The following is a 14,571-nucleotide window of genomic DNA, read 5'->3' on the forward strand; positions in this document are numbered from 1 at the left end:
CATCAACCCACTACAGTTGACAAAGAGCCGTTTTTCCTGTTGATTATCTTATTCATAGCGAAGAGCTTCGATAGGATCCAGCTTAGAGGCTTTATTGGCTGGTAGAACACCAAATATCATACCGATACCTGCTGAGACCGCTAAACTAAAGAGAGCGATTGGGATGGATACTCCAACTTCGATTCCTGCAATCATGTTTTGAAGAAGAACTCCTGCAAGCATGGTCACTCCTGCAGCAAGCAGTAGACCAATAAAACCACCTAATAAGGTTAAAATCATGGATTCAATCAAAAATTGAACCAGAATATTAGCCCGTGTTGCTCCTAGTGCTTTCCGTAAACCAATCTCACGGGTACGCTCTGTCACTGAAACAAGCATAATGTTCATAACACCAGTACCACCGACAAAGAGGGAAATACCCGCAATAGCACTAATAATCGTTGTTATGAAGCCAAAGAGTTGTTGAACTTCTTGGAAGGCGGCAGACGCATCTGCAACTTGATATTCCCCTTGTTGAAGACCTGCAATCTCTGTCATTCTTCTTGCTAACTCTGGTCCTAAAGTCTGGGTTAAGCTAGTATCATTGACACGGAAGACAATATTTGAAATCTCGTCTGTGTTAAAATTAGCTGCCAAGGAAATATTGGTCGTAATTGGAAGTCCTCCAACACCAAATGTTTTCGCAGCCTTAGCTTCTTTACTTGCATAAACACCAATAACACGGTAACTGATTTCATTTACTTCAACAATTTGGTTGAGAGCTTCTTTTGCTGAACCAAAAAGGCTATTGGCAAGCTCTTCATCTAAAATGATCACACTTGCAAAATCTTTATAATCTTGTGCTTTAAGTCCACGACCTGCAATGATTTCATTTTCGACCGCATCCATATAGGTGACATTCCCACCCGTCATGTTAGCGTGTTCGACCTTTTTATCCTTATAAGTCAAGGTCACATTGGCTGAGTTGGTTACGTAATAACTATCTACTCCCTTAAGCTTTGCAGCTTCCTTAACCCAAGCTTCTTGAGGTTTTGGTGGTTCAACAAAAACTTCTTCTTGACCGCCAGACAAGGTCAGTGCAGATTGTCTTTGGGTGAAGGAACCGTCCTTACTCTTAGTAGGTGAGAAGAAGACATGGATGTCTTTTTGAGACTTGGTCATGTTTTTATTGACCTGACGAGACATGGAGTCCCCTAAGGCCATGATCACGACAACGGAGGAAACACCGATGATAATACCAATCATGGTTAAGAAAGAACGCATCTTGTGGGCCATGATAGATGAAAAGGCAAATTTCAGATTCTGCATCTTAGTTTTCCTCCTTTTCTTCGATACCACTATCAGATGAAATGACACCATCGCGGATGACGATCTGACGCTTCGCATAGGCAGCAATTTCAGGCTCATGCGTTACCATAATGATGGTTTTTCCTTCTTTGTTTAATTCAACTAAGAGTTGCATGATCTGATTACCCGTTTTGGTATCCAGAGCTCCTGTAGGCTCATCTGCCAAGATGATTGAAGGATTGTTGACCAATGCACGCGCAATGGCAACCCTTTGCTTCTGACCACCTGACAGCTCCGAAGGTAAATGATGGCTACGCTCAGTCAACTCAACCTTTTCCAGATATTCTTCTGCTAATTTGCGACGTTTTGAAGCTGAAACTCCAGCATAAATCAAGGGCAATTCTACGTTTTGAAGAGCATTGAGCTTGGACAAGAGAAAGAATTGTTGAAAGACAAATCCGATTTCTTGATTTCGAACCTTGGCTAATTGTTTTTCACCCAGACCAGCTACTTCTTTGCCATCTAGAAAATACTGACCACTTGTAGGAGTATCCAACATCCCAATGGTGTTCATGAGGGTTGACTTACCTGAACCGGATGGTCCCATGATAGCTACAAATTCTCCCTCTTGAACTTCTAGGTTAATGTTTTTAAGGACTTGAAGTTCTTGGTCACCATTTCGATAGCTACGGCAGATATTTTTGAGGCTAATTAGTTGCTTCATCAGTCTTCACCTCTTTCCCTTCTTCTAAGGAAGCTGTCGGATTACTGATGACTTTTGCTCCATCTGTCAAACCAGATGTGATTTCTTGGTTTTCTGCGTCCGCATTGCCCAATCCAACTTCAACTTTTTTGGCCTTTTGATTTTCATCAAGAATCCAAACATAGTTTTTGTCTTCTTCCATAACTACACTCGAAATTGGAACGATCAAGGCCTTGCTCTTATTCTTGACTTCAACACTAACAGTAAATCCTTGCTTCAAATCGCCAATTTCACTAGTTACATCGACCGTATATGGGTACTTAGATCCTGAGTTTGAACCAGCTAAGCTACTACTTGCTTCGCTACTGTTCTTTGGATAATTTGAAATATAGCTAATCTTACCAGTCCAGGTCTTATCTGGGTAAACCTTTGAAGTAAAGGTAACTTCTTGGCCTACAGATAGATTTGCAAGATTGTATTCAGAAAGCTCTCCCTTGACCTGCAAGTTGTCGTTACTAACGATATGTACCAATACTTGGCTATTTCCTGTTGGAGATTTTGAAACATTGCGATTGACTTCGACAACTGTACCTTCTACAGTACTCAAAACTGTAGTGGCATCCAACTGTGCCTGGGCTTTTTCAAGTTGTGCCGCTGCATCTGCACGAACATCACGCGCATCACTGATTTGTGAATCGATAGAAGCTGTAGCTGATGTAGAAGATTGTGCTTGGGTTTGGTCCGTAGCGCCTTCAATCCCTGCTTGAGGAAGCACAGGTGTTGAAGCAGCAGTATTTCGAGCCTCATTCAATTCATTGATATGACGGTCAGCTTTAGCAACTGCACGACTAGCAGCATCATAGGCTGCTTGAGCATCTGCACTACTATACTTGACTAAGGCCTGGCCTTCGCTTACCTTGTCACCAACCGAAACTAGAACCTCATCCAAATCTCCCTTACTACCATCAAAATAAACATATTGTTCTTTTTGAGCAGTTACACTACCCGATAGAAGAACCGATGAAGCAACCGTTCCCTCTTTAGCTACAGCAATTTTAGCAGGTTCATCTTTTGCTGCAGCTTGATTTGGTTGTCTAAATAAGAGAATAGCTCCTGCACCAATTACGAGGGCTGTTGCAACTCCGATAGCGGTATATAAAGGCCATTTCTTGGCGGTTTTCTTTCTTTTCATAAGAACTCCTTCTTTACAAATATATATTAAGATTATAGCACAAGTCCCAAAAATGGACAATTGATTTCTCATTATCCAAAAAACATTTGCTAAAATCTTTTGTTGTTGTATTAGTTATATAATACACTTTCTTTTTTATTTTTGCAAGCATTTTCTTAAAATTTTTAAGCGTAGCAGATTTTTGCATTGACTCCCAAAAAAAGATAGAATATGACTAGAAAACAAGTAAAGGAGCTTTCTATGAGAGAATATGATATTATCGCTATCGGTGGAGGTAGCGGAGGTATTGCTACCATGAATCGTGCTGGTGAACATGGTGCTAAGGCCGCAGTTATTGAGGAAAAGAAATTAGGTGGAACTTGTATCAACCTCGGCTGTGTCCCTAAAAAAATTATGTGGTATGGAGCGCAAATTGCAGAGAGTATCCACAAATATGGACCTGACTATGGTTTCACAAGCACTGGGAATCAATTTGATTACGCAACGCTTCGTAAGAATCGTGAAGCCTATATTGACCGTGCTCGTTCTTCTTATGGTGGAAGCTTTAAGCGTAACGGAGTTGATTTGATTGAAGGACGTGCCGAGTTCGTTGACGCTCATACAGTCAGTGTCAATGGTGAGTTAATCCGTGCTAAGCACATCGTGATTGCAACTGGGGCCCATCCTCATATCCCTGCCATTCCTGGTGCTGAACTAGGTGGTAGTTCTGATGATGTCTTTGCCTGGGAAGAGTTGCCAGATTCTATAGCCATTCTGGGTGCAGGTTATATTGCTGTCGAATTAGCTGGCGTGCTCCATACCCTTGGTGTACAGACTGATTTATTCGTCCGTCGTGAGCGTCCACTTCGTGGATTTGATAGCTATATTGTTGAGAGCTTGGTTCAAGAAATGGAAAATACTGGATTAAACCTCCACACCCATAAGGTTCCTGCTAAACTTGAAAAAACCGAAGAAGGCATTAGGATTCATTTTGAAGATGGGAGCACCCATACCGCCAGTCAAGTTATCTGGGCAACTGGCCGCCGTCCAAATGTTGAAGGACTTCAACTCGAAAAAGCTGGTGTTACCCTCAATGAACGTGGCTTTATCCAGGTTGACGAATACCAAAACACAGTCGTTGACGGTATCTACGCTCTTGGAGATGTCACAGGTGAAAAAGAACTAACTCCTGTTGCTATAAAGGCTGGTCGTACCCTATCCGAAAGACTTTTCAACGGTAAAACCAATGCAAAAATGGACTACACGACTATTCCAACCGTAGTCTTCTCACACCCAGCAATCGGAACAGTCGGTCTGACTGAGGAAGAAGCCATCAAAGAGTACGGCCAAGAAAACGTTAAAGTCTATACTTCAAAATTTGCATCTATGTATTCTGCCGTTACTAGTCACCGTCAAGAAGCTCGCTTCAAGCTAGTTACAGCTGGTGAGAACGAAAAGGTTGTTGGTCTTCATGGTATCGGCTACGGCGTTGATGAAATGATTCAAGGTTTTGCTGTAGCAATCAAGATGGGAGCTACAAAAGCTGATTTTGATGCGACGGTCGCTATCCATCCTACAGGTTCAGAAGAATTTGTGACTATGCGTTAATACAAAAAGAGACTATCTTGGTCACTCAGATTGAAGAAAAAGTCTATTTTGGACAATCTTCTTCAATCTTTTTCTTTTACTAGATCAAATGAAAGAACTCTTATAATAGCATGCCATCAGGATTTCTAAGAATTTTCACTATATGGTAACCAAGCTCCATAAGGGTACTTTTTTTATTACGGATAGGATCTATCTGTGTTCTGAAAAAAAACTAGCCAACTTTTTTGTCTCAATCGGCCGTTACAGATTTGTAACCTTTATTTTTAAAATAGGTTGACAATCATCTCCCTTCCAGTATAATAGTTACTATAAATTAAAAAAGAGGTTAACTATTATGAAAAAAGCACATATTTACGCAATTCCTGCTATTGGAGCTGCTCTGATTGCAGTATTAGCCCAAATCAGTATCCCAATTGGACCAGTACCATTTACTCTACAAAACTTTGCTATCGGACTCATCGCTACTGTTTTTCGACCTAGGGAAGCCGTTCTTTCTGTTGGTCTCTATCTCTTGCTGGGTGCTATCGGTATTCCTGTCTTTGCCAGTGGGGGAGCTGGTTTTCATGTTTTGGTAGGTCCAAGCGCTGGCTATCTTTGGTTTGACCTTGTCTACGCTGGACTTACATCCTATCTTATCCATAAGAAAAGTGGCTATATTCGTATCTTTCTTGCAAATCTCTTGGGAGATTCCCTTGTCTTTGTTGGTGGTATTCTCAGCCTCCACTTCCTTGCTGGTATGCCTTTTGATAAAGCACTAGCTGTCGGTGTCATTCCCTTTATCATTCCTGATCTTGCAAAAATCCTTGCCATCAGTTTTATCGGTCGACCACTCCTTCAACGTCTCCGTACTCAATCCTATTTTTCAAGCAAATAAAAAGAGGCCGGGTTTTTCCCAGCTTCTTTTGGATTATTCTTACATGATTGCTTATTGATTCTTAAAGGCATCGACCATCACTTGAAACTCCTCGTTTGAGAGGGTGATTCCTTTCCCCATCTTAGTGTGGTCTGGACTCCAAGAACGAATGTCAAACTTTGCTGGTGCTCCATTAAAGCTGACACGATTGATTTCCTTGGTCCAACCTTTTTCATTCTCTGAGAGCGTAAGTAGGTGTTCTTCGATTTCAAATGTAAATTCTGCCATTGTATTCTCCTTTTAATTGTCTTCACTTGATTATTCGTAAAATCTTGTAGATTTTTTTAAAATTGTATATAATAATGGTAAAAAGAAGGGAGGCTCCGATGAAAGATTTATTTACACATATTCAACAAAAATTCCAAGGATTTCTCAACGGACGAGAAGAATCAGATCATTCCAAAGCTGACTCCCTGACAAGTACCATTAAAGAGGCGCTCCTGAAAAAAACTGCTGTCCACATTATTTTTTCAGATACAAGTTTTACAGGGGATATCATCAAATTTGATACAGACCGCCAGCAAATTATCGTTAAAAATTTTGCAAAAAATGTGACCCGCATTATTCGAATCCCAGATATTCGAAAAATAAGTTTTGTTCCCTCAACTGTCCAAACTGCCCAAAAAAATCGATTTAAGAAAGAGTGAGATGAGTTTTCTTCATCTCACTCTTTTCTATTAACGGATTTGTTCAAAATGAAGGTGAACAGCAATGTGTTCTCCGTAACCACTTCTCTCTAAATCCCGTTGCAAACGGTAAGAGATATAGTGTTCAGCGATGGTGATGTAACCTGCACCAAGCAAGCGGTGTTCAACCATTGATTGAATCATGCTGATAGTCGCACGCTCCACTTTTGCCTCTTCTAGATCCAAGACAACTTTCTTAGTTACCTGAGCTAGATTTTGACGTAAATCATCTGTCAAAACATAAACCGTTTGAGCAGCTTTGAGAATGGCTTGATAGATTTTATCTGGATCAAAGTCGGCAACTTGTCCATCACGTTTAATGACTTGCATAGGCTTCTCCTTTTAATTTGTATTTTCTTTAATGTCCGCTAACATTTTAGCTTCTTCTGCTGTTAATTCATAATGTTCCAACAAATCTGGTCTACGATCATAAGTTTTTTTGAGACTCTCATAGAGACGCCATTGGCGAATCTTCTCATGATGCCCACTCATAAGTACTTCTGGAACCACCATACCTCGATAATCATAGGGACGAGTGTACTGAGGATATTCAAGGAGCCCCGATGAAAAGCTATCATCTTGGTGACTGGTTTCCTTCCCAATTACTTCTGGTATCAAGCGAACCGTCGCATCAATCATGGTCATAGCTGCCAGTTCACCACCAGTCAAGACATAATCACCTAGGGAAATCTCATCTGTTACCAAGGTCTTAATGCGTTCATCATAGCCCTCGTAGTGACCACAGATAAAGATGAGTTCCTCTTCTTGTGCTAAATCTTCAGCATAAGCCTGGTCAAACTGCTTACCAGCAGGATCCAAAAGGATCACGCGCGGATTTTTCTTTTGAATAGCATCAAAGGCATCAAAGATTGGTTGCGCGCGTAGCAACATCCCTTGACCACCACCGTAGGGTTCGTCATCGACATGACGGGCCTTTTCAGCATATTCACGAAAATTATGATACTGGATATCTAAAAGCCCCTTTTCACGGGCCTTTCCAACGATAGAATGTTCTAGCGGTGAGAACATCTCTGGAAAGAGGGTTAAAATATCAATCTTCATCGTCTAACCCTTCTAAGAGTTCTACATCCACGCGCTTATTAGGAATATCAACATTGAGCACGACCGGTGGGATATATGGTAAAAGCAGATCACGTTTTCCCTTACGCTTAACTACCCAAACATCATTGGCCCCTGGTTGAAGAATTTCCTTAATGGTTCCAATCAAGTTGTCAGCCTCGTAGACCTCTAGTCCAATAATCTCGTGATAGTAAAATTCACCCTCATCTAGGTCATTAAGGTTTTCTTCCGCAACCTTCAAACTGTAGCCCTTGTATTTTTCGATATCATTGATGTGATACATATCCTTAAATTTGATGATATCAAAGTTTTTATGCTTACGGTGACTTGCGATAGTCACTGTTTTAACAAATTGATCCTTCTCATCAAACAAGGCCAGCTCTGCACCTTTTTTAAAGCGTTCTTCCGAAAAATCCGTCACAGATAAGACTCTCATCTCACCTTGCAAACCTTGCGTATTGACGATTTTTCCAACGTTAAAATAGTTCATTTGATCTCCTGTGTATGTTTCTTCCTTTATTTTATCACGTTCCAGGGATTTTCACAAGTTGGAGAAAAAAGCTAGTTCTGACCCTCGGCTTCTAAATATCCTTCCAAATCTCGTTCATGCTGATATTTGATAGCTGCCTTTTTGTCTTTCTCAAAGATAGTCTTGGTAAGGTCAATATGATTAATAGCTGCAATTGCGACTGTGTAGTGAATGATATCAACCAGTTCTTTGGCAAGTTCCTCGTTAGAATCCTGAACCCCTTCTTTTCGACCAGAGCGTCCATTCAAAACCTCGGCCACTTCTCCGACTTCCTCCACTAGCTTGATAAAAAGACCTTCCTCAGTTCGAGACTGCTGGTAATGTTCGAGTAATACTCTTCGAAAATCAAATTCAAACTACGTCAGCGTCGCCTTACCGTACTCAAGTACAGCCTGCGGCTAGCTTCCTAGTTTGCTCTTTGATTTTCATTGAGTATAACTAGTCTTGTAATTGTCTAAACGTTAAATCCTTCATATCCTGCTCCTTGCAAAAAAAGCGAGACAATCCGTCCCGCTTTTCTTATTTTTCGTCAATAACGATTCTTACTTTTTTGTCTTCAGTTGGGACAGAGTAGACAATCGTTCTTATCGCAGAGATAGTGCGACCCTTACGACCAATCACACGACCCACATCGCTTTGGTCAAGATCCAAATGATACTCCAAAAATTCTGGTGTATCTTCAATCTTGATAGTTAAGGCATCTGGTTGTGAAATCAAAGGTTTCACAATTGCAATAATGAGATTTTCAATCGTATCCATCTGTCAACCTACTTTAGAATTATTTAGAGAATTTAGAATCGTGGAATTTCTTCAATACGCCTTCTTTTGAAAGGATGTTGCGTACTGTATCTGAAGGTTGAGCTCCATCAGCCAACCATGCAAGAACGCGGTCTTCTTTCAAAGTTACTTGGTTTTCAGCAACAAGTGGGTTGTAAGTTCCAACTGTTTCGATGAAACGTCCGTCACGTGGTGAACGTGAATCTGCTACGTTAATACGGTAGAAAGGTTTTTTCTTAGAACCCATACGAGTCAAACGGATTTTAACTGCCATTTTTAATATCTCTTTTCTTTTATTTTTTAGTTCGGTGAAATAGCTGAGCTATTTAGCACATGTTCTATTATAGCAGATTTCTAAGAGGTGTCAAGAAAAAAACTTGACAGACTTTAAAATTTTTAAATTTTTTAGACTAATAGGGAAAAATAGAAGGAGAAACTTTATGAATACTAGACTAGAGAAGATTTACAAAGACCATCAAGTCAAACCTTACATCTCTCCAAATCGTGATATAGAGGATTGCTACTAGACCTCAAACCTGTCCCAAAACGAAATATGGAATTATTAGCAGATAATTTACTGGCAGGAGATATTATCCTCCTATGGAGAATCAACTTTGGTACTTTTACCACCGAAAGCTGGTTGTAAAATCTCCCATTTGAATATATTTTAAAATGCGCCCAAAATCAACGTTTTCCCGCTTTTCAGAAAATATTTTTTCATCCAATTTGAATGTCTTTCAATTAAATGGTATGAATTTTACTCCCAAAAATCAAAAATGAGATAGAATGTACCGAAAGCTTCACACCATTATAGTTTTATGAAATTTTAACATTTTAATCATTTATCAATCAATAAATAAGTCTTCCCATTGTGTGATAGACCTTGGTATAATTAACTTATTCTCCTCGTAGAAAGCTAATAAATCACTACCCTCTACTTGAATTACATTTTCAATCTGATCTAAATTAATTATTTTTGGAGCATACAAATAAACTAAATAACCATCATCTACATATTGTTTAAATTCTAAAGCATCAAGTTCATTTGCCTTCTTCCCTTTTACTTGAACTACTGCATTTCTTGGATTATTGATGTCTCTTGAGATCATCTCACATTCAATTTTTATGGTTGTAGACTTCTTTGCAATTGAATTAGAAAGTACATAATAATTTTCCTTAATTTGAAGATATGAGATAACGAGTTCTTCTAAATCAAATTCAGGCAGATTATCAAGAAGACCTCCACTATAGGTTGTTACCTCAAAATAATTCTTTTTCGAAAATTTATTAAATATCAATTTTGAATATTCTATTATGCTTTTATCCCGTATCTTCTCAATAGTACCACCAAGAGGCCTATTAAACGATGATTTTATCTGTCCAGGAACTTGCATTCCCACATTAAATGCATCAACTGGGATAACTGATCCAATATCCAAATGAGTATCACAAACTACTATAGCTGAAGATTTTACTTTACATATCCAGTAATTCCCACTTAAATCTCTGGTCCAGAATAAATCATCTATCTTCGCATCTCTAAAAACATTTATTGCTGGATGTGCTTTACCATTCTTTTTTTTAATACGATTATAGAATTCTTGGAAATCATCTAATTTAATATCTTTGCTCAACCAACTCCAACCAATAGCAACATATTGTTCAGAATTATATAAACAGAAGTCAATTAACTCTTTTCTAATGTTATCGTCTCTTTTTAAGTGTATTCTAGCTACATAATCCAATTAAATCATCCTCTCTTACTTTTTTCTTTCAAAATTATTTCGACTCCCTCTTGATGTAAAATATCATATCTAGTACGACTTATTTCTGATTTATTGATTAAATTAAGAAGATTATCGATTTCTTTTCTTCCTTCTTCACTTAACTTTGGCTTTATATCAACTAAATTTTTTTGTAGTCTTAAAAACAATTGAATAGCTACTTCGTAATCTTTTTTCTCTTGTAATTCTTGCTGCTTGGCTATAAATTCTTTTTCTTTCTCTTCGTTTTTCTTCCTATTTTGTTCAGCCATTTCACAAAGTATTTCATAATCCACTTTGTGATTCTCAAAGTCATCTTTGACTAATCCCATAAATTTAGGTGTGATTCGAATACGATTATAAGCATTTTTGACTAAAGAAGTGATTTTATCCCAACAAGGTACTTCTGAGTCTTCTCGGAACATTAATATTTCCCGATCGGTTATGACAATTTTCTTTTCTTCATCAATGAAATAACCTTTTTCTTTGTAGTTATTTAACTCTGAACTATACTTCTCTAATCTCCACTGTTTGACAATTTTTTTGCCATTATCAGATAAATCATCGTCAACTACATATCTATATAACCAATCAGGAAGATTAACATCACCTATAGTCCATCTTTGCTTCTCATGTGAGTATATTTCATTTCTTAATTCTCTGTCAGGCAATTTAACTTTATTATAAACGTACTTAATAATCTCATCACCCTCTTGAATGTATTCGTTCCAATATTTGCTATACTTAGCGTAGGGGATAAATGGACGAGTTCTATATATAACTCTACTCATTTCATCTTCTCCTTTAGTTGGTGAAATTCACAGTATTCTTTTATAACAGACAAAAAATTGTCTTATTCGCTCTCAAACTTCCAGTCAATGTAGTTTTCTTGCATTCTATTAATAAGAGTTTTTACATCATCAATTAGCGATTGAGGAGACAAAACCGTTAGAGCATCCGCTTGACTCAATAGCCACCTCTTCAACCCTGGTGTATCTTGACTCACAAATTCAATAATATTACCATTTGATGTTTTTTCAATAATTTTTGCTGTAGGAAATTGATCAACAATAATTGTTGGATCATTGACGAATAGGACTCTAATATTTAACTCTTTTCCTATGAATGGATCTACACGCTTATTACGAATTTCTCCATCACGAAATTTTCTTCCATATGAAAGAGAAGGTTTTTCTTTTTTAGATTCTACCCAACTAAGTATTCTGTCTAATTTTAAAGTCATATAAGAATCAAATAGTAAATTATAGGCTACTATGTAAAAATAATGAGTATCATAGTAAAGAGAAACCGGAAAAATTGTATGTCTCTTTTTAGTATTATAAGGAGATTGATAATCAATGTCTAAGACCAACTCCTTACGAATCAATTCAGACCATTCCCAAACCTTATCAATACGATTTTGTGTGTCTGATAATGGTGCATAATTTAGCAACTCACTTGCAATAATACTAGAAACTTCTTTTTGCTCATCTTTTGAAATAAGTGCCAATAAACTATCAAGTAATGACTTGTTTTCTTCCTTATTCAAAGAACGATTTTCTAGTAAAATCTTTGAAATTACAAGAATATCCTTTTTATTAAATAAAGATTTCCCTTTTAAATACCTAGTATGATGCCTCGTATCGTAGGCAAGTTCTGCTGCAACCATCGGTTGTGTATCTAAGAAACCAGAGAGGAGAGAAAAATCTCGTTGTATAGTCTTTTCACTAACACCAAATTCATCTGCAAGCTGAGCCTTAGCTAAATGTGCGCCAGACTGTAATCGTAAAAATATAGTTAATAAGCGTTCTTGGTCGTTCATATAATCCTAAATCCTTTAACAATATTATAACATTTCCAATGGCTTAGATTCAATCAATTTACTAGTTCAAATCTTCTACCGATACTACTAGTACCTATTTCTTCTTTTAAAGTCTATTAAAGGTTACTTCTACCTTCCGAATCCTATCAACGATATTGATTTTGATGATTTTGCTTCAATAGCTACAATAGCCTTATTGATATCTGTCAATGTAATTTGATTTAAAAAGGTATCATCTTCTAACTGATTCTTATCACCTTCAATCACTCGTTGTGCTTGACTGAAGACAATCTCATCTACTAATTTTCGGACGTATCTAGCATTTCCAAAGTTTTTACAATTGACAACTTCTGAAAAATGCTGACGTAGTACCATCTTACAATCGTCGGTTAATTGATAATATCTCTTATTTACCATCAATTCCAAAATATCAATTAGTTGATCAATTGTATAATCCAAAAATTTTATTTCTCTAGAAATTCTAGAGGAAAGTCCCGGGTTAGTTTCAATGAATTGGGCCATCAATTCTTCATACCCAGCAAAAATAACCAACACCTTATCCCGACGATTTTCCATTTCTTGTATAATCGCTGAAATAGCTTCATGTCCAAAATCTCTCTCACTACTCGGAATAAGGCTATAGGCCTCATCTATAAAGAGTACTCCCCCTTTTGCTTCATCAAAAGCTCTTTTTACTTTTGGAGCAGTCTGTCCGACATATTCACCAACAAGGTCCGCACGACCTACTTCCACTAACTTATTCTCTTGGATTATCTTGTTATTGTATAAAATTTTTGTATAAAGCCTAGCCACTATAGTTTTACCAGTCCCAGGATTTCCGGAAAAAACGAGATGACGATTTAGTATTTCATTACTAAATCCATGATCCTGACGCAATGCAGAAACTCGATTATAAGCTAACTGCTGGTTTAGGACTACTTTCACTTCTTCTAAACCGATTAATTCACTCAACTTTTTCTCAGCATTTTCTTCGTCTTCAACTGAAGATTCATTTTGGGGAATAAATCCATCCAGACTTAATTCGTTTTTATCTGAAGGATCATAATCATTTTGTACTGCAAATTCAACAAGCTCTTGAACAAAAAGACGAATTTCTTTAGCATCCTTTAGTACTTTATTTTCTTCTATTAATCTCTCAAAATCTTCATTACTCAATTGAACACCTTTTTTGTTTATCATCTGAAGCCCGATTTTTTTAAGCTCGGCCTCATCATATTGCGGAAAATTCACAATTGATACTTTACTAAAATCTTCAAGCAAATCTTTTTTTATAGATTCTGCCTCTTGGATAGTTCTCGTAATAATGATGTTAATTGAATGCCCCTTCTTTTGTCTAAATGTATCGTAAAATTCTGATTTTGTTCTTGGCCTTGCTGAAAGATAATCAACTAATACCGGGACATCTTTTTCGCCTATCTTAGGAATAAAAAAATTATTACAATTAACAAATATCGCATTCATTCCAAAGAGAGACTCTAGAAACTTGATAGCAAACTTACGACCAGATCCCCTCTCACCATTAAAAATATAAAAGTGTTGCTGTTGTTCATTATTATTTATTTTTTCTTGAAATGAAAGATATGTAATTAGTTCTTGAACAGCCTTCTTAAAATCGGCGAGACCACAAATGTTTTTCAATTCATCCAGTTTTTCAAAATTAGGCTTTAGATAATGAGACATGGTCTCTTTATTTGCACTTAATAAGAATTTTACTAGTTCTCTTCTATCACTTGTTTCAAGTTTCTTTATAAAATCACTTTCTGTTAGAGTTTTAACTTTTTTTAATGTAAACTCATGATCAAAAAAATCCTTTATTTTCCCCATGATTTCTTGATCATTGTAACTTTCTTGAGAAATAAGGTAATAAGCGTCATCCTCTTTAAATAGCAATAAACGATTAGTCTTAATAAAATCTTCTGTTTGAGTTTTTAAGAAATCATCAGGATTTTTAAACTCAACTTGATAATAATTCATTTAATTTCACCTCTTATTATTGATAATTTAAGTTTACAAAAAAGGGTGGACATTTATTGTCTAGTTAATTGTTTTTTCAAAATATGGATTAAAGTTTTGAGGCAACTGACCTTGTCAGGTTGCAGCCTTATTTGTAAGCGGCTAAAGTCGTAACAACTGTGTCAGTTGCACCAATTTAGTAAGAAAGTATAAAAAGCCCCCCAAAAAACATACTAAGATTAGTAGTGAAGAAATCTC

At 37.1% G+C, this 14,571-nt stretch carries 16 protein-coding genes and 3 pseudogenes; 4 read left to right on the forward strand and 15 right to left on the reverse strand.

Annotation, left to right across the window (positions count from 1 at the left end; all coding sequences use genetic code 11):
* Positions 1-48: 48 nt before the first annotated feature.
* The 3 genes from HMPREF2837_RS02535 to HMPREF2837_RS02545 are packed head-to-tail and all read right to left on the reverse strand — an operon-like array spanning position 49 to position 3,182.
* Positions 49-1,308, reverse strand: coding sequence for an ABC transporter permease (locus HMPREF2837_RS02535; protein ID WP_049548826.1), 1,260 nt, complete (start codon positions 1,306-1,308; stop codon positions 49-51).
* Between the two features lies 1 nt (position 1,309).
* Positions 1,310-2,011 (reverse strand): ABC transporter ATP-binding protein, encoded by a 702-nt coding sequence (locus HMPREF2837_RS02540; protein ID WP_049548825.1) that lies wholly within the window; start codon positions 2,009-2,011, stop codon positions 1,310-1,312.
* Positions 1,995-3,182, reverse strand: coding sequence for an efflux RND transporter periplasmic adaptor subunit (locus HMPREF2837_RS02545; protein ID WP_049548824.1), 1,188 nt, complete (start codon positions 3,180-3,182; stop codon positions 1,995-1,997). Before HMPREF2837_RS02545 ends, HMPREF2837_RS02540 begins: the two co-directional genes overlap by 17 nt.
* 240 nt (positions 3,183-3,422) lie before the next feature.
* Here HMPREF2837_RS02545 and gor point away from each other — a divergent pair, with 240 nt between their 5' ends.
* Positions 3,423-4,769: a glutathione-disulfide reductase gene (gene gor / locus HMPREF2837_RS02550; protein WP_049548823.1), complete on the forward strand. Its 1,347-nt coding sequence runs from the start codon at positions 3,423-3,425 to the stop codon at positions 4,767-4,769.
* Positions 4,770-5,103: 334 nt separating this feature from the next.
* On the forward strand, positions 5,104-5,643 hold the full coding sequence (locus HMPREF2837_RS02555) for a biotin transporter BioY (protein ID WP_049548822.1): 540 nt from the start codon (positions 5,104-5,106) through the stop codon (positions 5,641-5,643).
* Between the two features lie 51 nt (positions 5,644-5,694).
* On the opposite strand, the gene HMPREF2837_RS02560 is transcribed toward HMPREF2837_RS02555, so the two are convergent.
* Positions 5,695-5,910, reverse strand: a complete 216-nt coding sequence (locus tag HMPREF2837_RS02560) for a YdbC family protein (protein ID WP_006145796.1) — start codon at positions 5,908-5,910, stop codon at positions 5,695-5,697.
* A 98-nt stretch (positions 5,911-6,008) separates the two neighbouring features.
* Here HMPREF2837_RS02560 and HMPREF2837_RS02565 point away from each other — a divergent pair, with 98 nt between their 5' ends.
* Entirely contained in the window at positions 6,009-6,329 is a 321-nt protein-coding gene (locus HMPREF2837_RS02565; RefSeq protein ID WP_075230589.1) for a hypothetical protein, read from the forward strand.
* A 30-nt stretch (positions 6,330-6,359) separates the two neighbouring features.
* On the opposite strand, the gene HMPREF2837_RS02570 is transcribed toward HMPREF2837_RS02565, so the two are convergent.
* From HMPREF2837_RS02570 to rpsP, 6 genes and pseudogenes are all read right to left on the reverse strand, one after another.
* Positions 6,360-6,698, reverse strand: coding sequence for an ATP cone domain-containing protein (locus HMPREF2837_RS02570; RefSeq protein ID WP_001196044.1), 339 nt, complete (start codon positions 6,696-6,698; stop codon positions 6,360-6,362).
* 12 nt (positions 6,699-6,710) lie between these two features.
* On the reverse strand, positions 6,711-7,430 hold the full coding sequence (gene trmD / locus HMPREF2837_RS02575; RefSeq protein WP_075230590.1) for a tRNA (guanosine(37)-N1)-methyltransferase TrmD: 720 nt from the start codon (positions 7,428-7,430) through the stop codon (positions 6,711-6,713).
* Positions 7,420-7,938: a ribosome maturation factor RimM gene (rimM, locus tag HMPREF2837_RS02580; RefSeq protein WP_075230591.1), complete on the reverse strand. Its 519-nt coding sequence runs from the start codon at positions 7,936-7,938 to the stop codon at positions 7,420-7,422. Before rimM ends, trmD begins: the two co-directional genes overlap by 11 nt.
* Before the next feature lie 71 nt (positions 7,939-8,009).
* Positions 8,010-8,309: pseudogene (locus HMPREF2837_RS02585) on the reverse strand (MazG nucleotide pyrophosphohydrolase domain-containing protein); the annotation flags it as partial.
* Between the two features lie 187 nt (positions 8,310-8,496).
* The gene (gene kphA, locus HMPREF2837_RS02590) at positions 8,497-8,736 is read right to left on the reverse strand and encodes an RNA-binding protein KphA (RefSeq protein WP_000379617.1); all 240 of its coding nucleotides are present in this window, start codon (positions 8,734-8,736) and stop codon (positions 8,497-8,499) included.
* 19 nt (positions 8,737-8,755) lie between these two features.
* Positions 8,756-9,028, reverse strand: a complete 273-nt coding sequence (gene rpsP, locus HMPREF2837_RS02595) for a 30S ribosomal protein S16 (RefSeq protein WP_000268760.1) — start codon at positions 9,026-9,028, stop codon at positions 8,756-8,758.
* Between the two features lie 166 nt (positions 9,029-9,194).
* Between rpsP and HMPREF2837_RS02600 the strand changes: the two are divergent.
* A pseudogene (locus tag HMPREF2837_RS02600) lies at positions 9,195-9,400 on the forward strand (hypothetical protein).
* Between the two features lie 199 nt (positions 9,401-9,599).
* Here HMPREF2837_RS02600 and HMPREF2837_RS02605 read toward each other — a convergent pair.
* The 5 genes and pseudogenes from HMPREF2837_RS02605 to HMPREF2837_RS11610 form a co-directional block, all read right to left on the reverse strand.
* Positions 9,600-10,499 carry a hypothetical protein gene (locus HMPREF2837_RS02605; RefSeq protein ID WP_049548816.1) on the reverse strand — a complete coding sequence of 300 codons (900 nt, stop codon included), beginning with the start codon at positions 10,497-10,499 and terminating at the stop codon, positions 9,600-9,602.
* A gap of 5 nt (positions 10,500-10,504) precedes the next feature.
* Positions 10,505-11,308 carry a hypothetical protein gene (locus HMPREF2837_RS02610; RefSeq protein ID WP_049548815.1) on the reverse strand — a complete coding sequence of 268 codons (804 nt, stop codon included), beginning with the start codon at positions 11,306-11,308 and terminating at the stop codon, positions 10,505-10,507.
* 62 nt (positions 11,309-11,370) lie between these two features.
* Entirely contained in the window at positions 11,371-12,339 is a 969-nt protein-coding gene (locus HMPREF2837_RS02615) for a helix-turn-helix transcriptional regulator (RefSeq protein WP_049548814.1), read from the reverse strand.
* A gap of 129 nt (positions 12,340-12,468) precedes the next feature.
* On the reverse strand, positions 12,469-14,184 hold the full coding sequence (locus HMPREF2837_RS11845) for an AAA family ATPase (protein ID WP_315940820.1): 1,716 nt from the start codon (positions 14,182-14,184) through the stop codon (positions 12,469-12,471).
* Between the two features lie 54 nt (positions 14,185-14,238).
* A pseudogene (locus HMPREF2837_RS11610) lies at positions 14,239-14,334 on the reverse strand (DNA recombinase); the annotation flags it as partial.
* Positions 14,335-14,571: the final 237 nt, after the last annotated feature.

This window comes from Streptococcus sp. HMSC071D03 (assembly GCF_001812125.1).
GTDB lineage: Bacteria > Bacillota > Bacilli > Lactobacillales > Streptococcaceae > Streptococcus > Streptococcus pseudopneumoniae_N.